The sequence below is a fragment of the Oxobacter pfennigii genome (assembly GCF_001317355.1).
Classification (GTDB): domain Bacteria; phylum Bacillota; class Clostridia; order Clostridiales; family Oxobacteraceae; genus Oxobacter; species Oxobacter pfennigii.
Window position 1 is genome coordinate 50,417 of record NZ_LKET01000030.1, and the last position, 19,962, is coordinate 70,378.

The following is a 19,962-nucleotide window of genomic DNA, read 5'->3' on the forward strand; positions in this document are numbered from 1 at the left end:
AAATATAATAGATTGGTTAGATTTGAACGAACTGGAGGTCACCGATTTGAACGGATTTATAAATGTACATCAGGCGGCTGCGAAGTGGGATGTAACGCCAAGACAGATACAATTATGGTGTAAAGCCGGGAAATTCGAAGGCGCACTTAAATGGAATAATCGGGATTGGGTCATACCCGAAAATGCCGAAAGGCCGCCGATTGTACGGCACAAGCACAAATTGAATAAAAAAATCGGAGGAGACTCAAACAATGGATAGACTTATCGAGGAAGCAATCGCTTTGCTTCAAAAAGGACAAATGTTGCCGGAAGAATATCAATCCGTTTTATTCCCAGTTAATCATGCGGAATATGAACTGACATATAAGGCTAAACAGCCAAAAGAAAGAATACTTGCCATTGGGGAAGAGCCGCAGAGCACTCCTTTTCAGGTTTCAAAGGTTTTCGGTGAAGTCAAGGATGAAGGTGATTGGAAGAATCTCCTAATTTTCGGTGATAACTTTCAGGTGTTAAAAACACTGTACGAAAACAAAGACGAACTTATAAAAAATAAAATAAAGGGTAAAGTTAAACTTATTTACATTGACCCGCCTTTTGCAACACAAGACGAATTTCAAAATAAAGATGGTGCAAAAGCTTATAGCGATAAAATTAAAGGTGCAGAATTTTTAGAGTTTTTACGACAACGCCTTATTTTAGCAAGAGAACTACTATCCGAAGACGGCAGTATTTTTGTTCACTTAGACAGTAAAATGTGCCATTATGTTAAAATTGTTTTAGATGAAGTTTTCGATAAAAATAATTTTCAAAATGAAATAGTATGGCAGAAATTGAAAGCTGCTAAAAAACAGGCTAAAACATTTGGCAATGTACATGATACGATTTTCTATTATTCAAAAAACGCCACCTTTCTTTCGCACAATAAACAATATCGTGGTTATTCAGATGAATTAATAAATTCACATTACTCTAAGGTGGATGAGAATGGTAGAAGATACACTGATGATAGTTTTACTCAAACTGGCAATGGATGCGCTCGAAGATTTGGAGAACGAGGATTAATTGCACCTCCACCAGGTAAGCATTGGATATGGGGGCAAAAAAAAATAGATGAGGGCATGAAAAATGGACGAATCATATTCACATCTAATGGAACGCCAAGAGTAAAACGTTATTTAGATGAACGTGAAGGAATCGCAGTTGGCGATATATGGACTGATATACATCCAATAAATTCACAAGCGATTGAATCAATTGATTATCCTACACAGAAACCCGAGGCACTTTTAGAAAGGATTATTAAATCTGCCAGTAATGAAAATGATTTGATAATGGACTTCTTTGCAGGGAGCGGAACAACCCTTGCCGTTGCTGAAAAACTCGGTCGACGTTGGATTGGCTGTGACATTGGCAAACTCTCAATTTATACAATTCAAAAGCGTTTTCTCACAATGCAAGAAAAAGCAAAACCGTTTGCCGTTGTTAACGCAGGTTGCTACGATTTAGATAAAGTATTCAAGCTTACAGAAGAAAAGTACAATGATTTTGTCTGCGAGTTATTCCATATAGAAAAAAGCAAAAAGAAAACAAAAATAAATGGAATCGAAGTTGACGGTAAGCGTCGCGGCGATTGGTGCATTATATATCCTTATCAAAAGTTTAAGAGTAATAACACAGCCGTTGACGAAGCGTTTATTGAGAATTTAGATAAAAAAATAAAGGGCAAAATCGGTGATAGATTTTATATTGTCGCTCCTGAAATGAATGTCGATATTATTGGCGATTACTATATCCCGCAAGGTTCAACGACACGCTATTATATTTTGAAGATACCGTACAGGTTTATTCAGGATTTGCATAAGCTGAATTTCAAAAAATTACAACAACCTACTAAGAAAGAAAATATCAATAATATTGAAAACTCCGTAGGTTTCTATTTCAACGAACAGCCAGATGTGAAAAGTCATCTCGAAGTGAAAGATAAAGAAGTCGTTTTACATATAGATGAATGCTCTTCGCCCTTCATTCTTACTGACATTAAAGATATTTTGGCGATGGTGTTTATAGATACGACAAACCATGAAGAGTTCATTATGCAGGAGACCTACTTTGCTGATGAAATAAAAGATGGTGATAAATGGAGAATATCTATTAAAAAGTCCAATATCAAGAACGATAAAATAAAAGTCGTATATGTCGACATCTTTGGTAATGAGTTCATGGAAGTGCTGGAGGTGAGCCAATAATGAAACAGACTATTAAAATTGATATAAAAAACCTTGTGCTTAAAGTAGACAATAATTATGACAGAAGCAAATTTGATATGGACGATTGGCAAGAATATTTAGATATTTTGTGCCAAGATCGAGAGTTTCAAAAGAAGGCAATTAGAACAGCAATAATCTATTTGGCTTCGGGAAAATACAGTTCAATCAACAATTTGTTGAAAGAAAATTTCGATGTTAACGAAGATATAAAGGACAATTATAAATCACTTGAAACATTGATAAAATCTGTTCAACTTCCAAATATGCTTTCCGGCGTTATTGATATGGCAACAGGTGCTGGAAAAAGTTATGTTATATTTGGTATTGCTCATATTGCGATGACACTTGGACTTGTCAAACGCTGTCTCGTTTTATGCCCATCGCCTACTATTGCTGATGGCTTAACTGAAAAGTTTCAGGAACTTATCACTAAACAAAGTTTGCTTAACGCCATTCCAAAACAATATGTACAAAAAGCGATAAGCATTATAGATGCAAACTCTACGGTACAAGAAGGCAACATTTGTGTTGAAAATATTCACGCTGTTTATGAAAATACAGGTTCGTCAATTAAAGACAGTTTCACAAAGACTGGTGCAGACACATTAGTTTTAAGCGACGAAGTCCACCATGCATATAATTCGAGTAGGGACAAGTCAATCAAGAAATGGAAAGAATTTATAACAGACGATGCTTATGGCTTCTTATATCATTTAGGGTTTACAGGAACAGCATATAGGGATAACGACTATTTTGCAGATGTAATTTATAGATATTCGCTTAAAGAAGCAATGGCGGAACGAATTGTTAAGAACATATCTTACGTTGCCGAAGATACAAATGATGGAAATTTTGAGAAATTCCAAAAAATTTATCAAAATCATATCGCAAATAAAATAAAATATACAAACATAACTCCTATTTCAATTATTGTCACGGCGGATATTTCAAAAGCAAAAGGGTTGAAAGAGGATTTTGTGGATTTCCTTGTTAACACAATTAAAGAAGATAGAAAAGTCGCCGAAGGCAAAGTGTTAATTGTAACAAGTGATAAAGAGCACAAGAAAAATGTCGCAATACTTAAAAATGTCGATGAAAAGACTTGCGGTGTTGAATGGATAATTTCGGTTTCAATGCTTACAGAAGGTTGGGATGTAAAAAATGTGTTTCAAATTGTGCCGTGGGAAGATAGAGCGTTTAATTCAAAACTCTTAATCTCTCAAGTTTTAGGACGTGGCTTGCGTATCCCTCTCTGGGCAACAAGCCAACCTACCGTGACGGTTTTCAACCACTCGTCTTGGAGCAAAAATATAAAAGGGATAGTGGATGAAATCTTAGAAAATGAAATTTCGTTTTCAAGCGAAATTTTATCATATGGCGAAAGAGCAAAATACAACTTTACAGTTCATAATATTGATTATACCCAAGAACAACGTGAGAAGTTTAATGATGAGTATGAAAAAGCGGAAACTTTTGATTGGAACAAGCCGTTAGACTTAGTTACACAAGGAACGACTATATCAAAAAACACTGACTACATCGATGCTATCAATAGTCAAATAGATACTCGTTATTATGAAATCAAAAGAGAAACTGTTACCGTAGATGAAATTGCAACAAAATTGGTAAATCAACTAATAAGCCGCGAAAGAGAAGCAAAACTGCGTGATATAAAGACGGACATTACTTTTGGCGATGGGAAAACGGAATTAGAAAAACTGCCTTCGCTTGACGAAATTAAGGATTATATACGTCGTTGTATGCAAAATGCCAACATTACAGGCGATGAGCTTACGCCAATAAATGTTGAAAAAATTAACGGCAAATTTAATGCTTTATTAAGAAAGAAGCGAACAAGTGCTGGCTATGAGCGTAAAGCTAATAGTTTAGTTGAAGTTTCAACACAAAACATGGCAAGCTCTTCAATGGTATTTTCAAAAATAAAAAGTGGTGTAACAATCTTCTATTCAAGCGATTTTAGCAAAGAAATATCAGGCGATGACTTGGCTGTTTTTACTGTTTTGCATGACGAATTGCCGGGCAAGCAATTAAAACAAATTAACATCTATGATTTCAAAACCCCTTTAAGTGTTATTTTGGCAGACCAAGAACCCGAAAGAAAATTTGTTGAACTTTTGCTAAAAAAACAAATGGCACAAAAAATAACTGCATGGGTAAAGGCACGCAATGTTGGGTTCTATTCTTTCCAATACATCTTGAAACGTGGGAGCGATCCAAAAGAATTTAACCCGGATTTCTTTATTAAAATAGGGGATAACATCATTGTCATTGAAACAAAATCAGATAATGATATCGTTAGAGAAAATTATTCTAAGATGGTTGACGCTCAAAAGCATTTCAAGTTAGTCAATGAGATGCTTGAAACTGAGAATAGCCCGATTAGATATTACTTCAATATACTTTCACCTAATTCTTATGAAGATTTTTCAAAGAAGGTGATTGACGGCACTTATTTTAATGGCTTTAACAGTGGCATCGAAGTTGCTCTGCGCAAACAATTTCCCAACAAAAATGATGGAGACGGTTGATTTCCATTTAAACCCGTATTATATTGAAAGGTCGGCATTGGATAGTATATTCCAGTTCTTTTTGAAGTTCAGAGCTATTTCAGTCGGGCTGACCGCTTAGCCGCATTCGGCGCACATCAGAAAACCGGCAAAATATTTATCATCGTTCGGCGGTCTTCTGACAACTAATTCTTTAGTCTTTTCTTCATGCTCTGTCCTCCTTGTATAATTTCGTTTCATGTGGTTCCAAGGGCTTTTGCCTGTTCTTTCAGCCGCCCATTAAAATGCAAAAAGGCATATCCTGTCCACGGAAAGCCCATGGGCAAGATATGCCTGTATCTCTCATATAAAATTGTTTCAGCCCAGCAAAAAGGACAGACTTATTCTGTCTGCCTGCTGCCATAAGTATATTGTGTAAACATAGCTTGTCAACCCCCATTTGCTTGGAAAACGGGATATTAAAATCTCTCCGTCCTGTATCAGTATGGCACAGCCCCATCATGCGTTTATACATAGTCAATTATACAAGAAAAACCTCGGTTTTTCAACAACTGTTTTCCTCTGCTTTCCAGCTCCGCTTAGACCCTGTGGCGAAAAAATCAGGACGTTTTTGCTTCTGACATTCACACTTCAGCTTGAATCATGTTTCAAGGTTGATATTGCATTTTGTTATAGGTAACGCTTAAATTAGATACATAAGGTATAAAAAATAAAGGGGGGTATTATGCTGGCAGAGAAAATAATAAAATGATAGACGAATGCAAGTGAAAGAGGAGCCGGACAATAAAGAATACCTCTGCTTATATGAAAATATGAGTAAAGGTATTTTACTGAATAAATATAGCAAAATCTGGAGGAAATAAAGGGTTAATGTAGAAAAAATATCTATCAAAGCCCTTAACTAGTAACGCGCAAGGAAGCCTATGCTACACATTATATTGTCAATACTAATAATGTGAGGTGAAACAGAAGACATGCTGAAACCGAGTGAAGTTAAAAAAGCAGCAAAGGCTATAGAGGCTGACAATATCAGATTTCGTTCCTTCCTGAAGAATCATGCCGATGAAGAGGAACTGGATAAGCAGTTTCTGGCATTACATAATGAACTGTTTGCTGATTATGACTGCAGAAAATGCAGAAACTGCTGCAAAATGTATAAAGGAACATTTCAAGAAGATGAACTGGAAAAAGCGGCGGGATACATGAATATAACAACCGACCAGTTTAAAGATTTCTTTCTGGAATTGGACGAAATAGGATACAGCTATAAAACCAGACACAGGCCATGTGATTTTTTGGATGAAGACGGAGATTGTAAACTGGGTGATATGAAACCTGAAAGCTGTAAGACTTATCCGTATACAAATCAGCCGGAAAGGTTATGGAGTCTTTACAGTATGTTGAATGTGGTTGAAGTATGCCCGGCAGCCTTTGAGATATTTGAAAGATTAAAAAAAGTTTATGGATTTAAAAGCAGACAGAGATATTGATTTGAAGGGAGAACAAGATGAAAAACATAATAAGAGTCAATAAAGATGGAATCACACCGGTTTATCTTCATCTGGAACTGAAAGATGAGTACCTGACGGAAGATCAGGAAAGAATGCTCAAAAGATATGGGGAATCTTTAGGCGGAGAGACTATATGCAGGGATATTCTTATACCATCCGATATGCCGCTTCATAACCTGCACTATGCGATACAAAAACTTTATGGCTGGCAAAATTCACACTTGCGCTGTTTTCGCCTGCCGGAAGAAGTGTATCAAAAATTGACCGGAGGCACCGTAAAAGGCTGGGCGGATTTAGTAGGGATTTTGCCAAGATCTGCTGGAAAGCGGGTTTGTTTCACAGGAAGAGATTGCTTATGCAAGTGAAATTGTGCTGAATGAGCACAGGCCGGTTTGCATCCATAAAGACGGAGCATTTTTGCTTGATGATGTGGGCGGATTAAGCGGCTTTGCTGATTTTTTAGAGACTGTTTATGAAAGTGAAGACAAAAGAGAAAGGGATGAGGCTCGGACATGGGCCAAGAGCCTTGGCTGGAGTGAAAAAAAGATTGCGGCTAAAAGGATATTGTAGTGGGATCGAAATACAGGGGGTCAAATGAATCAGAAAGAATTTATTCAGAAATCAAATGAAATGTTGGACAGGATGAGCATGGCGGAATTAAGAAGATAAATTAGAATGTAATTTGAAATTACGCGGCGAAATTGCTATGAAAGCTGCCCATGCGTCATATTGTGTGAATGATAGTGAGTTCATGAAAAAATGTTGGTATGAAGCCTTTTACTCCAATTCAACCGTACCAAATATTTAAGACTTTTTGCAGATGGAGAAGCGGCAAGAAAATATAAAAATCTGGCAGAAAAAAGAATAGAGGAGCTGCGTATATCTGATAATCATTATAATCACATAGCTGAAACAGCTAAAAATGATATTACCGAAATAGAGTATAGATATCTATACTTTTCTCAGGACATTTTGATAAGATAAAAAATTGGTGCAGCACTGCTGACGCTGCAAACCCTTGGCTGTTAATGTCAATCGAAAATCAAACCAGCAAGTGGCTCAATTTTCGATTGACATTTTAGATGTAGAGATTTCAAATTTGTTGGAAGGATTAAACAGAGATTACCGTAGTATATGGAGGTTAATATGAAATACATGACCAAAGGATGGTACGAAACCGTGCAGAATACAGGCTTTCATTTGCTGCTGAGAGTATCAAAAAAGGCTGAGGCATTTTCCGAAGATTATTTTAAGAAACTTTATAAAAGTCAGGAAAAAGCCTGGCTGCGGCTGCAGGAAGAGGTTTCTAAGGTACAGCTTGAAAGCGTTGTTTACCCAGACGAATTTCAAGCTGAATATGCTGACGGCCGTCCATTAGAACCGTCTGAATTTGAAGAAGCTAAGAGAGAATATTTTGAAATGCGTGAGAAGGCGCGTTTGAATTTTGTAAAAGCATCTGCATTTGATCCGGAGCAAGAAAAGAAAAACTTTAAGAAAGCCCTAAAAAACCGGGACAAAAAATGCATTTCTTGTCCCGGTTTTTTAGGGCTTTTTATAGATGACATACGGTATTTTGTATAAACACAAGACAGCTTTATAATTCCCATTATACTGATATTAGTTAAAAAGATCGGTATATTTCAGCAAACCGTGCTTTGTGCAATACAAATATAAGTCGCCGCCTTTTTTCATCACTGGGATACGGGCTTCCGCACTTTGCTCCGGATACAAGCGGATTAGAAGCACTCTGTCGTAAAGCACATACGCCGCAAACGCGATATAGTGGTCTTTCATCATATCATGACGGATGGAAATATAGTAGTCTAAGTCCATTTCTTGCACTGTAATTTCATGTTCTGCAGTGTAGGGCACCGGCTTCAACGGCCGCAGCTTTCGCCCGCAGCAGGAAATGGAGGCGCTTCCTGTACTCGTCAGAATGTTGCCGCAGGCAGGGCATACATAGAATTGAGTTTTATCAATCTTTCCCACATCAGGCAGGTTGGGATCAAGTTTACCCTCCAGCATTTTTTGAATGTCTGCCCCCAGCACTGCCGCAAGCTCAGACCATAGCGTAACATCGGGGCAGCCCAAACCGCACTCCCATTTGGATACGGTCTTATTGCTGATATTCAGCAAATCCGCAACCTGCTGCTGTGTCAGCCCCTTTTCTTTGCGCAGCTGAAAAATTAAACGCCCGACCTTGGCGCAGTCCACATTAATCACCTCCAGGATGTTCTGAGTTTATCATTGATATAGATATTTAGCAATGACTTGAACCAACCGGGCCGGAAGCTGCCGTAAATCAGTGATGTCCAAAAAGCGTTCCTGCCCGTAAATATCACAAATGGTTTCTTTATCCTGACCAATGGCAGCAGCCAGAAACAATACGCCTTTGCGGCTATATTCCTGTATCACGCCTTTCATATCAGCTATGGCAGTCTCACCGGTATAGTCCGGCATAGCCTTTGGCTGACCGTCGCTGATGCTGATTAATAGCTTCGTCTTTTGCGGCGTTTTCATAAGCTTTTCCGCCAGGATACGCAGTGCCATGCCATCCCGGTTGTTGCTGTGTCCTTGTATCGCCATAAGACAATACTTGTCGTTCAGAGCTTGATTCTCGCAGTCGATATAGGAGTAAAGCGACATCCGCTCCAAAGATGAGCGGTCTGCCGTATCCCCGTAAATAAGCATTGGTATTTTGCAGCTTTCACAAAATTCATAAACTGCGACAGCCGCCTGCTTTGCGGCATCCAACCGCCCAAAGGCGCTCATAGAGGCCGATTCGTCAATTCGCAGTGCAACCGCAAGAGAAGGCTCCTCATCCGGCGGACATTTTTGAGAATAGTAGCGAAAATCAGGAGAAGCCAGCTTTTCCGCATGGAATTTCATCCCATAAACACGGGATTTCGAAAACTCTGTGGATACTTCGTGTTCCAACAGCGGAACAGTTTTTCGCACCAGCTCCCGGATTACCGGCATCAGCGCAGATGCAATCTGATGATATTCACGATGATGGGCAAAGGTTGCTTCCGGTCTGTGAACAATCAGATTTACTTTCTCATGGGAAGAGCCCTTTACCATTTCCCGCGCTTGCCGGTTCAGATGCTTGCGAAACTCCCGCCTTTGCTGCTCCAATTCCTCATCGGTTGTTTGCTGCAGCTCGTGATATATGGGGTCTCCGTCCTCTCCGTTATCGTAGCTTTGCGTATCTGCGGCGTTTTCCGCATCATAATTGGACTGACCTTTACTGTCGGCTGATTTTCGCAGAGCAACCGCCGGGATGTCATCCGGCACAGCGTCAGACAACTCTGTCTCTATAGTTCCCTCTGTATGGATTTCCATAACCTCGCCGTTGGTTTTGATTGGCCGTTCCGATATCTCCTCCAGTTCCGGCAACACCCCATGCTTTGATAAGGCTTGTTCCAGAATAACTATTTCGTCGGGGTCGGTAGTGATTTTATAAATAACCTTGTGATATAGTGCGTCCACCGCCTCTGCACCCTGAAGGACAGCGTCCACCCAGAAAAAATAGGAGCGCATACCTGCCACACCTTTTATGGCGTTTGCCTTTGCGGTTTGATCCAATAAAACAATGACGCGGGCAAAAGCCATCAGCAATCCTTCATCAGTACAGCCGGTTTTGGCCGCCGCTCGTTTTGTCATAACTTCGACAGAGGGCAAATCCATCTTTTCGCTGTGCTGCACACGGTCACGCAGGGACTCGTTCAGCGGGCGGCAGCCATTATAGCCCCGATTTGCGGTAATAACCGCGATAAAATCAGGATGACGATGGACAATCCGGGTAGGCAGATTGATGCTGCCGTCCGGCTCCAGCGCCGAGTTAAGTGACATTAAAACCGCTGCGTCACGAATTACCGTAGGCTCCTGAATTTCCAGCAGCCAGCCGTTTTCATAAGCACGCACAATTTCTGACGGATAATATTTGTATGTTATACCTTCAGTATTGTTTTCATCCTCCGGCAGCACCGGCAGGATAGAACCTAATACGTCGGATTTGTCCATATCCGCAAAACAGGTCACCTTGGTATAGGGCAGTCCAAAGCCGGCGGAGAGAGCCTTTGCAAGCTGTGTCTTGCCGGAGCCGGCATCCCCCTCTAAAAGGATGTTTGTAATTTTCATTTCGCCCCGTGTCCAATTCCGATAGACCTCTTCACAGATGCGGCGCTCAGCGTCACTCTCGATGTGGGTGACAGGCTTTTGCCAGACAAGGGATTTTTCTTCTTCCGTCAACTGTCTGGCAGGCGACAGAAGCCATTGATTGTCCATTTTAACAATACTCCATTTCTTCAAGTATTCGGGACAGCACACGCAGCCGTTCCCCGGTCAGCTCCCCCAAATCACCTAAAGCCTGGGAAAACTTCTGAATGTCTTCGTTGATATCCGGATTTTCGGTACAGACAGCGACCGGCATAACGCCGCCCTGAACGCCAATCCGTTCTACAGCCGGTTTGTTGGGGTCGTATAACAGCGGCATCCGGTAGGCTTCACGAAAATACAGCAGGGTGCGGCTTAGAAAAATCATCAGATCAAGCACCTGGTGAATGGGCAGTTCAGTGCTGATTTCTAATTTACCGTTTACTGTTTCCTTCCAGATTTGCGCTGCAATTTTCATATTCTTGTTGGTTTCCAAAGCCGGCGTACCCAGCGTCAGCCGTTTGATGTCAGACTTATAGGCGTTTTTTCCATCTATACGGTCATACTGACCGGCAATCATTACGATATCCTTGTTCATCTCCAAATCCTCCTTGCTTGTTTATCTTGGGCCAGGCATTGCTCACGCAACGCCATATTGTTTACCCCGGCTTTATTGTATATGCTGTATATAAAGAGTACAATCCACGCTCCGTAGAGTCTACGCTCAAAGAAGCAAGGATTTCTCTAAAAAGCATTTCTGTGTGCCATGCAAGAGAATTAATATACTACGATTGAATTGAAAGAAATTATTAAAACTTATAAGTAAGTTGTGAAAAATGATTAAATACCTTCTGGGGAATTTGCTTGTATGCGGTGATTGCGGAGTGCCTTATCGGAGAAGGACTGAACGCGGTAAGGTGGTCTGGCGCTGCGCGACAAGGAGCGAAAAAGGTAAAGATGCATGTCATAACTCCCCTACTGCGGATGAGGGATGGATATAAGATATCCTGGGCGAAGCTGTTTGTCAGAACGGAATCTATGATGAAGTCATTATAAGGAATGAAGTTGGCAAAATCCAGGTTTTTGATACCTTTATTTTGATTTTTTGCAATAATGGCTCACAGGAGAAAAGGTTATTCCTGGAATGATTGAACCTGTGCTATACTAATAATTGTCAATAAGAATGGAGGATAAAGTCTCCGGAGGGATACGACGTCTTTTTTGTACATTCAAGGCATACAGAATGTGTTTGCCTTTTGACAAAACAAAGGACGAGGAGATTGTTAAATGAAAGAATATTTAATTTATAAAACTGGTTATATAATGCGTTATCATGATTTCCCCGGTGAGGATATACCAATCCTTTTTATCCATGGACTTGGTTGTGCAGGTTCATTTGATTATCCGGAAGTTGCAGCACAGGATTCTTTAAAGAATCATCGCCGTATTCTCGTGGATCTTTTAGGTGCCGGTTACAGTGGCAAGCCCAATGATTTTACCTATACCGTCGAAGATCATGCAAGATATCTGCAGGAATTTATCAGTTCTTTAAATCTTGGGCCTTTTATTTTGTTTGGGCATAGTTTAGGCGGAGCTGTTGCTCTTGCTTTGGCTGATAAATGTCGAGATAGACTTCATCAAATTATTTTAAGTGAATCAAACTGGATAAAAGCTCCGAGGGTTCCACAAGTAAGTACATTGCTGATTTTGAAATGCAAGACTTTGTCAATCGAAAATTTGACAAGTTGGTAAAGGACAGCTGTGAAGATGGAAATGGAATATGGGCGGCATCTCTGTCTGTGTGGTTTCCAAAGGCCGCTTATTTGATATCAAAATCGGCTGCAGTGGGAGGAAATCCGTCATGGAGAAGGATATTATATTCTCTGGAATGTCCCAGAACATTTATCTTTGGCGAGAAATCTTTACCTGATCCGGATATACAGGTTCTTACAGAACATGGTATTCAAATAGAAATCGTTAAGGATGCTGGTCATTCCATGGCTTGGGAAAACCCAGAAGGTTTAGCTTCAGCTATCAGTAGCGGAATCCTGTCAGCCAAATAATCAAAGTTTGAAATACATCTTATCTCACACCAAGGCCAGAATGTTTTTTTAAGGTTGGAAAGGAAGCTTTGATTGATATACTAATTGAGGTTACAAAATGCTTACACGAGGATGCTGCATATAAAATTAAAGCTCCATTTCTGCTGCTGTGCGGTGATAAAGACGCATCAGGAAATATACGTAAGATAGCAAAACCATGGGCAGATTCAGAGCCAAACTGTACATTTTATATGATATCAAATGCAGGCCATAATTCGAATCAAGACAATCCGGGTGAAGTAAATGCACATATAGATAACTATCTAAAACAAATTTACTAATTAAGTATTTACCTAAGCTACGCCGTGCGCCTCTCAGCCTAATTGAGCAAAAATTGAGGCAAAAAAACTGCGATTTTTGACCAAGCGAATTTTAAATACTCATTTTCCTGTAGGAGAAAATTGTATCGAATAAAGCCTTCAAGGTCAGATTGATTTTGAAGGTTTTATTGCTTACAATTTAAATTAGATTGTAAGAAACAGGAGATAATACGGTCTAATAAAAGCACTGCCACATGGAGTTTTAGAGAAAAATACCCTTCCGCCAAGGTCCCACCAGGTTCTAGCGGCATCTTTTTTGCCCACTCAAGGCATGTGGAGGCCATAATCCTGTTGCAACGTTAGAAGCCTTGATAAATTCTTGCTGTCTATTTTGACTTGGACGAAGAATACGCTGCCTTCCAGCAAAAACAACTGATGAAGATTGAGATGTAGCTCCGTTTTGTTAGCCTTCGCACCAGTAGACTGCAGAAAAGCTTCGGGCCAAGTTGGGTCTGTTTACAAAGTTCCATATTTTTATTGCGGAGCAGATCTGAGGCATAAAAAAACGCCTAGGGTCTTAACCAGGGCACCGGAGCATCCGTTTTAAGTTCATCGCGGCCGCCGAGAGGAGGCGGTGATCTTACGCTGCCTCTATACCTCGTTGAAAGACGCGTGTTAAGAGGGAATTATAAAAGAACATGAGCAAAAAGAGAAAGCAATGCTGAATTATTTTTTCGTAACTTTCCTTTATAACGAAGTTGGAGATCTCTCCGGCTTCGGATTTGTCCTTTTACTTGAGCGCCCGGGGTGTGACGGCAGTGCTTAATTCGTTGGTAATATGTTGGGTTTAACGGCACTGTCAATCCGAAACTCCGGCTTTCTGCATGATGATACTGATTCTCCGCATCATAAATCTTGATGCCACACCGATGAAAAAATAAATGGGCAGACCATACCAGCTTTTCCATATCAGCATTTTGTATACACCGCTGCAGACGAATATCGGCTCGAATACAAAGCAGAACACGATTGACATCACTGCGCTTGCGATTAGAAAGATTTTCCATGTTTTTGTGTATTGATAGATCAGCATATAGAGCAGAGGCAGGCAAGATATGTTGATGGCGGTAAGTGGCGGAAATAATGGAATGATATCCGCTGTGTAATACCACAGACTCAACTCTAGGCCTACTTCGTCCAGAACGATCACCCATATTATGACCAGCGCAGAATGTAATACAAGCTCGCTCATCCGGTTCTTGTTAGCCAGCTTCCACCATAAAAACAGATTGATAAGGAAGAGAGCAAGTAATATCCACCAGTTAAGCTTGAATAGCTGAGCGTTCAGCCATTCGTTGATACGTGCTATCGTCAGACGCCACTGGTCCTGAACATCGGGCCCGAAGCCCGCCGGGGAAATAATCACGCAATCACCACCCCTTTGCTTCGCGGCTTTTTACTGTGATTTTTAATACCTTGACCGTAAGCATTTTCACCAGAAGAGCCATTATGGCATAGACAGGAATACTCAGCCAATACTTCCAGTTGAGCAGCTCAAAAAAGCCGCCCCAAGCGAGAAGGGGTTCCAGAGCAACGCAAAACAGGACTGTGACGGCTGACTCTGCCACAAAGTATGATCTTGATGAGGAGAAATGCTGATAAATAAGTGAATATATGGTGGGCAGAAGCAACAAATTAACTGAACTAAACGGGGGGAATACCGGTAATACATCGGTCGGGTAACCCCAGAGTATCAATTCCTGACCATATTCGTTTATGGCTAATACTGCAATGTATGCCAGCGCGGTAAATACTAAAATTTCTTTAAGACGCCGTTTATCCAGCAGCTTCCACCAGACCACGGCGCAAACAATATACAAAACAATCAGTACCCACCAACGAAGCTTTAAAAAGCCTTCCGCAAGCCATATTTCGATGTGGTCTGCTGTGAGTTGTCTTTGCAGATCTACGCTCTGCGGCACACCTGATGCTTCCGGCATTGATTGAGCCTCCTCCGCTTGACTTTTTGTCATCAGATAAAAGCTTGTTAGTACAGCTTACAGCTGCCCTAAAATATTATATCCAAAACCTGACTGCTTATACATTGCTTTTGTGTTAACGGCTTTCTTAGCAAAAACTACTTTTGAAGGTTTTACATGCTTGCAATTTAATTGAATTATAACGCAAAAGCAGGCGTCAAATCACTAAAAAATGACCTATCCGGGCGACTGTTTCTGAAACATGTCTTTACACAAAGGGAATACCAGAGGTGTACGACATTTTTTTGCTCACTCAAGGCACGTTGAAACGATAATTCTGATGACGAATAGTGGTCCAAAGGATAAATAAGGTAAGACAACCACTATATGCAGTGGTTGTAAAGTGAAAAGTAGGCGAAAATTGGGCAAACTAGGTTTTTATTACGAAAGTTATGGGATACCCAGAATCGGAGGACGGATACTGGGCTATATTCTTTTATGTGATAGTCCGATATCTGCCGAACGTATTTCTTCTGCCTTAAGTATAAGCAGAGCAAGTGTTTCTACAAATCTAAGGCTTTTGATGAACTATGGCTTTATAGAGAAGAAAATGGTACAGCAAGGAAGAAATGACTTCTATGTCATGGCGAAATCAGCATGGGAAAACGCATTGACAACAAGAATAAATGGATTCCGTTCGTTAATGAATATTCTGGAAACTGACTTTCTAAGTACGAACAATTCTTCTATGAATGAAATGCGGGAATGGTGCCAGTTGATGTATTCTATTCATGAAAAAGCCCGCAATGAATGGAAAAAAAGGAGATAAGCATAATGTTTGAAATTAAGACGCTAGAATATTTGGGTTGTTCTATTTTCTATCTTATAGAAATAAAAGAAAATGCGGATAAATGGGTCGTTTTCTTGCATGGTGCGGGAGTTGACCACAGAATGTTTGATGAACAAGTAAAAATAGTGCCTAAAGAGTATAATATACTCATGTGGGATGCCCGTTCACACGGAAAATCTCTTCCTAATACAGGTATGTTTTCAATGAAGCAGCTGATGGATGATTTGCTTAAAATAATGCAAACAGAAAAAATCCCCAAAGCAGTGTTCATCGGGCAATCCATGGGTGGTAATCTTGCTCAGGGTATTGCATACTATTATCCGGAGAAAGTTTTAGGCCTTGTATTGATAGATTGTACGAACAATACGGCAAAATTGAGCCGAACAGAAAACCTAATGCTCTCTTTTACTAAACCAATGTTTACGCTTTATCCATGGAAGACACTGGTAAAACAGAGTGCAGATGCATGCGGTCTAAGACAGGAAGTAAAAGAATACGTTGCAGAATGTTTTTTTAAGGTTGGAAAGGAAGCTTTGATTGATATACTAATTGAGGTTACAAAATGCTTACACGAGGATGCTGCATATAAAATTAAAGCTCCATTTCTGCTGCTGTGCGGTGATAAAGACGCATCAGGAAATATACGTAAGATAGCAAAACCATGGGCAGATTCAGAGCCAAACTGTACATTTTATATGATATCAAATGCAGGCCATAATTCGAATCAAGACAATCCGGATGAAGTAAATGCACATATAGATAACTATCTAAAACAAATTTACTAATTAAGTATTTACCTAAGCTACGCCGTGCGCCTCTCAGCCTAATTGAGCAAAAATTGAGGCAAAAAAACTGCGATTTTTGACCCTGTTTTTTGGGGCGTTTCATAGATGATATTCGGTATTTCAGAAGGAGGTGTCTTTAAAATGAATATGGATTTGGTAATTTACCCTGCTATTGGAGGGATAATTATAACCTTTTTATTAAGTAATGTAAAAAAAGCAGGTCAAATATTGGAGAAAATTTTCATTTTAATCCTATTTGTAGGTGCTGTAACAGGGATTATTCTCTTTAATACTTCTACAGGTTGGGACCGATTAGGTTATGGCTTGTTAAGCTATATATCTACATCTGGTTTTATAGCCTCTCTTTTAACTGCTTTGACAATTAAATTTATAAAGAAAAATAAAATGAATAAATAAATTTATTAAAACCCCGTTGAATTTTTACACCAGCGGGGTTTCTTTATGCTCGGTAATATGTGGTGTATAATTTATCTAATGAATAACCGCAGAAAAATACACACCAGTAGAAAAACACATAATTGTGCCACCAGAATTGAATATACGCTTAAAGTACTTAAAAATGCTGAAGATATAATGACCGGTGAAAATGATAGGAGAGGAAAGCTCCTATGAAAGAGTAAAGCCCTTTTGAATAAATAATTGAGATTATAGATCGTTGCGAAGGCGGTATTAATAAAGTCTGAAAATGAATAGAAACCAGATATAAACAGAAAATAATTCTGTTTATATCTGGTTTCTTTATTTGGATAGTTTTAGGCTAATTTTATTTCAAAGGAAGGGATTTTATGATTGAATTCAGAAATGTTACCAAATCTTTTAAAAACAAACCAGTAATACGGAATATAAGCTTTAAAATAAATAAAAGTGAACTGATAGTCTTAATAGGACCAAGCGGCTGCGGCAAGACCACAACATTAAAGATGATCAATAAACTGATTTCATATACTTCAGGGAATATATACCTGGACGGTAAAGATATATCAAAAAGAGATACCATTGAGCTTAGAAGAAATATGGGATATGTAATACAGCAAACAGGACTGTTCCCTCATATGACTGTAGCTGAGAATATAGGCCTTATTCCGAAGCTGAAAAAATGGCCGGAAGATAAAATATCAAAGAGAATATTTGAACTGTTGAATCTAGTTGGTATGGAACCGGAACAGTATATGGACAGGTATCCATTTGAGCTTAGCGGCGGCCAGCAGCAGAGAATAGGTGTGGCTAGAGCATTTGCCACAAATCCGGAAATAATCTTGATGGATGAACCTTTCAGCGCATTAGACCCAATTACCAGAAACCAGCTTCAGGATGAGCTTTTCAACCTTCAGCAGGAATTAAAAAAGACAATAGTTTTTGTAACTCATGACATGGATGAGGCGCTTAAACTGGCAGATAAAATTTGCATAATGAAGGAGGGCCAGATTATACAATTTGATACTCCTGAAAATATTTTAAAGAATCCTGCAAACGCATTTGTTGAGGATTTTATAGGCAAAAACAGAATATGGCAGCAGCCTGATTTAATAAAAGCAAGGGATATTATGATTTCTGAACCGGTTAAATCTACCGGAAGCAGGACGGTGGTTCAAGCGCTGGAAATTATGAGGTCAAATAAGGTTGATAGTCTGCTGATTGTTGACAAGGAAAACAAGCTTGAAGGAATTGTCACTTTGAAGGATATAAGGACGAATGACATTACACCGCTGAAACTGGAAAATATTATGAAAAGAAAAGTTGAGGCTGTCGGTCAAAATGAATCGTTAATCAGTATTTTGAAGAAGATGAATGAAACCGGTATTGGTTATGTACCTGTTGTAAATGACGATTCCAGATTAGTTGGATTAATAACCAGAAGCAGTTTGTTAAATGTATTGAGCACTCAGTATATAAGTCAGGAGGAGAAAAGCTGATGAGTATGGTAAATTCGTTTGTAGATTTTGTATTTTCGAGAAGCAGTCAGATTTTGGATTTGATTGTAGAGCATATAGGATTGACCTCAATTGCGGTGATTATAGCAATAATTATCGGAATTCCGTTAGGTATACTGATAACCAGAGTAAATAAATTATCGGTCCCAATTCTGGGCTTTGCAAATCTAATACAGGCAGTTCCCAGCCTGGCTTTATTAGGATTTTTGATTCCTGTTTTCGGTATAGGAAGCAAGCCTGCCATTACTATGGTTTTTCTGTATTCGCTGCTTCCAATAGTAAAGAACACTTATACCGGGCTTATAAATATTAATCCTGATATAATAGAAGCTTCAAGAGGTATGGGAATGACGAAGGGACAAATACTCAGGATGGTTCAGATTCCTCTTGCGCTTCCGATAATTATGACCGGCATAAGGATATCAGCAGTCACTGCCGTGGGGCTTATGACCATAGCAGCCTTTATCGGCGCAGGGGGACTTGGATATATGGTGTTCTCGGGAGTACAGACGGTTAATAATAATATGGTTTTAGCCGGTGCTATTCCTGCATGTTTATTAGCTCTGACAATTGACTTTATTGTGGGGAAGATTGAAAAAGGTGTGACACCTCCGGGAATAAGGAAGGCAGACGGCACAATTAAACTTCAAAAGAGGAAAAAGAAAAGCTTTGGTTTAGTGAAAAAGGCTATAGCTTTATGTTTGGCGGCTGTTTTAGTTGCTACGGGTGTTCTATTTTTCACAAGGGAAAATGATAAAATTGTAATTGGCTCTAAAAATTTTAATGAGCAGCTTATACTTGGTAATATGCTTGCTACGTTAATAGAGAAGAATACAGATATCAAGGTTGATAGAAAATTAAATCTGGGCGGCACAAGTATAGCCTTTAATGCCTTAAAGGCAGGAGAATTGGATATATATGTAGAATACACCGGAACGGCTCTGGTTGATATAATGGGGCAGCCTCCAATTAATGACTCGGATAAAGTATATGATATGGCAAGCGACTATTTTAATAAAAATTATAATATAACATGGCTTATGCCCCTTGGATTTAACAATACTTATACTCTGGCGGTAAGAAAAGATACTGCTCAGAAGTATAATCTGAAATCGTTTTCAGACCTGGCTAAAATATCTGACCAGCTTGTATTAGGTTGTACGATTGAGTTCAGTAATAGAGAAGACGGATATTTAGGATTAAAGAAGAATTATAATATGAATTTTAAAGATATCAGTACTGTCGACGGAGGTTTACGATACACATCGTTAAATAGTAATAATACAGATGTGATTGATGCATTTTCAACCGATGGCCTGATAAAGGCTTTTGATCTTAAAGTCTTAAAAGATGACAAGAATTTCTTTCCTCCGTACCATGCGGCACCTATTATAAGCAATAAGACACTGGAGAAGAACCCAGAGCTTAAGGATTTAATAAATAAGCTTGCCGGAAAGCTTGATGATGAGAAAATGAGGGAGTTAAATTACAAGGTAGATAAGTTAAATGAGGATCCTGCTAAAGTAGCGGAAGACTATCTGCGGGAAAATGGACTTATCAACTAAAAGTATGA

Annotated in this window: 22 protein-coding genes; 16 read left to right on the top strand and 6 right to left on the bottom strand. The window is 39.4% G+C overall.

What is annotated here, in order from left to right; translation table 11 throughout:
* Positions 1-46: 46 nt before the first annotated feature.
* From OXPF_RS09705 to OXPF_RS09715, 3 genes are read left to right on the top strand one after another with little or no spacing between them, the layout of a single operon-like run.
* Complete coding sequence (locus OXPF_RS09705; protein WP_054875015.1) at positions 47-259, top strand: hypothetical protein; 213 nt, start codon at positions 47-49, stop codon at positions 257-259.
* Entirely contained in the window at positions 252-2,246 is a 1,995-nt protein-coding gene (locus tag OXPF_RS09710) for a site-specific DNA-methyltransferase (RefSeq protein ID WP_054875016.1), read from the top strand. The genes OXPF_RS09705 and OXPF_RS09710 overlap by 8 nt, the downstream gene beginning before the upstream one ends.
* Entirely contained in the window at positions 2,246-4,816 is a 2,571-nt protein-coding gene (locus tag OXPF_RS09715) for a DEAD/DEAH box helicase (protein WP_054875017.1), read from the top strand. Before OXPF_RS09710 ends, OXPF_RS09715 begins: the two co-directional genes overlap by 1 nt.
* Before the next feature lie 96 nt (positions 4,817-4,912).
* Here OXPF_RS09715 and OXPF_RS23375 read toward each other — a convergent pair whose 3' ends face one another.
* Positions 4,913-5,035: a hypothetical protein gene (locus OXPF_RS23375; RefSeq protein ID WP_278308377.1), complete on the bottom strand. Its 123-nt coding sequence runs from the start codon at positions 5,033-5,035 to the stop codon at positions 4,913-4,915.
* 734 nt (positions 5,036-5,769) lie between these two features.
* On the opposite strand from OXPF_RS23375, the gene OXPF_RS09725 reads away from it, so the two are divergent.
* The 4 genes from OXPF_RS09725 to OXPF_RS09740 all read left to right on the top strand — a co-directional run bounded on the left by OXPF_RS09725 (position 5,770) and on the right by OXPF_RS09740 (position 7,887).
* Positions 5,770-6,285: a YkgJ family cysteine cluster protein gene (locus tag OXPF_RS09725; RefSeq protein ID WP_054875019.1), complete on the top strand. Its 516-nt coding sequence runs from the start codon at positions 5,770-5,772 to the stop codon at positions 6,283-6,285.
* 17 nt (positions 6,286-6,302) lie between these two features.
* Positions 6,303-6,671, top strand: coding sequence for an IS1096 element passenger TnpR family protein (locus OXPF_RS09730; RefSeq protein WP_054875020.1), 369 nt, complete (start codon positions 6,303-6,305; stop codon positions 6,669-6,671).
* 4 nt (positions 6,672-6,675) lie between these two features.
* Positions 6,676-6,876, top strand: a complete 201-nt coding sequence (locus OXPF_RS09735) for a plasmid pRiA4b ORF-3 family protein (protein WP_242854379.1) — start codon at positions 6,676-6,678, stop codon at positions 6,874-6,876.
* 576 nt (positions 6,877-7,452) lie between these two features.
* On the top strand, positions 7,453-7,887 hold the full coding sequence (locus tag OXPF_RS09740) for a hypothetical protein (RefSeq protein WP_054875022.1): 435 nt from the start codon (positions 7,453-7,455) through the stop codon (positions 7,885-7,887).
* Positions 7,888-7,923: 36 nt separating this feature from the next.
* Here the strand turns inward: OXPF_RS09740 and OXPF_RS09745 are convergent, their stop codons facing one another.
* Genes OXPF_RS09745 through OXPF_RS09755 form a run of 3 tightly spaced genes read right to left on the bottom strand, consistent with a single transcriptional unit; the run spans position 7,924 to position 11,059 of the window.
* Positions 7,924-8,520 (bottom strand): helix-turn-helix domain-containing protein, encoded by a 597-nt coding sequence (locus OXPF_RS09745; RefSeq protein WP_054875023.1) that lies wholly within the window; start codon positions 8,518-8,520, stop codon positions 7,924-7,926.
* Between the two features lie 30 nt (positions 8,521-8,550).
* Positions 8,551-10,593: an AAA family ATPase gene (locus OXPF_RS09750; protein WP_054875024.1), complete on the bottom strand. Its 2,043-nt coding sequence runs from the start codon at positions 10,591-10,593 to the stop codon at positions 8,551-8,553.
* Between the two features lies 1 nt (position 10,594).
* Positions 10,595-11,059, bottom strand: a complete 465-nt coding sequence (locus OXPF_RS09755; RefSeq protein WP_054875025.1) for a DUF6530 family protein — start codon at positions 11,057-11,059, stop codon at positions 10,595-10,597.
* Between the two features lie 238 nt (positions 11,060-11,297).
* Between OXPF_RS09755 and OXPF_RS23080 the strand changes: the two genes are divergently transcribed.
* From OXPF_RS23080 to OXPF_RS09770, 4 genes are all read left to right on the top strand, one after another.
* Positions 11,298-11,462 (top strand): recombinase zinc ribbon domain-containing protein, encoded by a 165-nt coding sequence (locus OXPF_RS23080; protein WP_242854380.1) that lies wholly within the window; start codon positions 11,298-11,300, stop codon positions 11,460-11,462.
* 286 nt (positions 11,463-11,748) lie between these two features.
* Positions 11,749-12,213 carry an alpha/beta fold hydrolase gene (locus tag OXPF_RS23520; protein ID WP_341442303.1) on the top strand — a complete coding sequence of 155 codons (465 nt, stop codon included), beginning with the start codon at positions 11,749-11,751 and terminating at the stop codon, positions 12,211-12,213.
* Positions 12,207-12,524, top strand: coding sequence for an alpha/beta fold hydrolase (locus OXPF_RS23525; protein ID WP_341442304.1), 318 nt, complete (start codon positions 12,207-12,209; stop codon positions 12,522-12,524). The genes OXPF_RS23520 and OXPF_RS23525 overlap by 7 nt, the downstream gene beginning before the upstream one ends.
* A gap of 68 nt (positions 12,525-12,592) precedes the next feature.
* Complete coding sequence (locus OXPF_RS09770) at positions 12,593-12,844, top strand: alpha/beta fold hydrolase (protein ID WP_054875027.1); 252 nt, start codon at positions 12,593-12,595, stop codon at positions 12,842-12,844.
* An 838-nt stretch (positions 12,845-13,682) separates the two neighbouring features.
* Here OXPF_RS09770 and OXPF_RS09775 read toward each other — a convergent pair.
* Together OXPF_RS09775 and OXPF_RS09780 are read right to left on the bottom strand one after the other, a co-directional pair.
* Positions 13,683-14,249 carry a CBO0543 family protein gene (locus tag OXPF_RS09775; RefSeq protein ID WP_242854381.1) on the bottom strand — a complete coding sequence of 189 codons (567 nt, stop codon included), beginning with the start codon at positions 14,247-14,249 and terminating at the stop codon, positions 13,683-13,685.
* 4 nt (positions 14,250-14,253) lie between these two features.
* Positions 14,254-14,823, bottom strand: coding sequence for a CBO0543 family protein (locus OXPF_RS09780; protein ID WP_054875028.1), 570 nt, complete (start codon positions 14,821-14,823; stop codon positions 14,254-14,256).
* 400 nt (positions 14,824-15,223) lie between these two features.
* Here OXPF_RS09780 and OXPF_RS09785 point away from each other — a divergent pair, with 400 nt between their 5' ends.
* The 5 genes from OXPF_RS09785 to OXPF_RS09805 all read left to right on the top strand — a co-directional run bounded on the left by OXPF_RS09785 (position 15,224) and on the right by OXPF_RS09805 (position 19,954).
* Complete coding sequence (locus tag OXPF_RS09785) at positions 15,224-15,631, top strand: GbsR/MarR family transcriptional regulator (RefSeq protein ID WP_160317193.1); 408 nt, start codon at positions 15,224-15,226, stop codon at positions 15,629-15,631.
* Positions 15,632-15,636: 5 nt separating this feature from the next.
* Complete coding sequence (locus OXPF_RS09790; RefSeq protein WP_054875030.1) at positions 15,637-16,437, top strand: alpha/beta fold hydrolase; 801 nt, start codon at positions 15,637-15,639, stop codon at positions 16,435-16,437.
* Positions 16,438-16,578: 141 nt separating this feature from the next.
* Positions 16,579-16,854, top strand: coding sequence for a hypothetical protein (locus OXPF_RS09795; protein ID WP_054875031.1), 276 nt, complete (start codon positions 16,579-16,581; stop codon positions 16,852-16,854).
* 389 nt (positions 16,855-17,243) lie between these two features.
* On the top strand, positions 17,244-18,371 hold the full coding sequence (locus OXPF_RS09800) for a betaine/proline/choline family ABC transporter ATP-binding protein (protein WP_054875032.1): 1,128 nt from the start codon (positions 17,244-17,246) through the stop codon (positions 18,369-18,371).
* The gene (locus OXPF_RS09805; RefSeq protein ID WP_054875033.1) at positions 18,371-19,954 is read left to right on the top strand and encodes an ABC transporter permease/substrate-binding protein; all 1,584 of its coding nucleotides are present in this window, start codon (positions 18,371-18,373) and stop codon (positions 19,952-19,954) included. The genes OXPF_RS09800 and OXPF_RS09805 overlap by 1 nt, the downstream gene beginning before the upstream one ends.
* Positions 19,955-19,962: the final 8 nt, after the last annotated feature.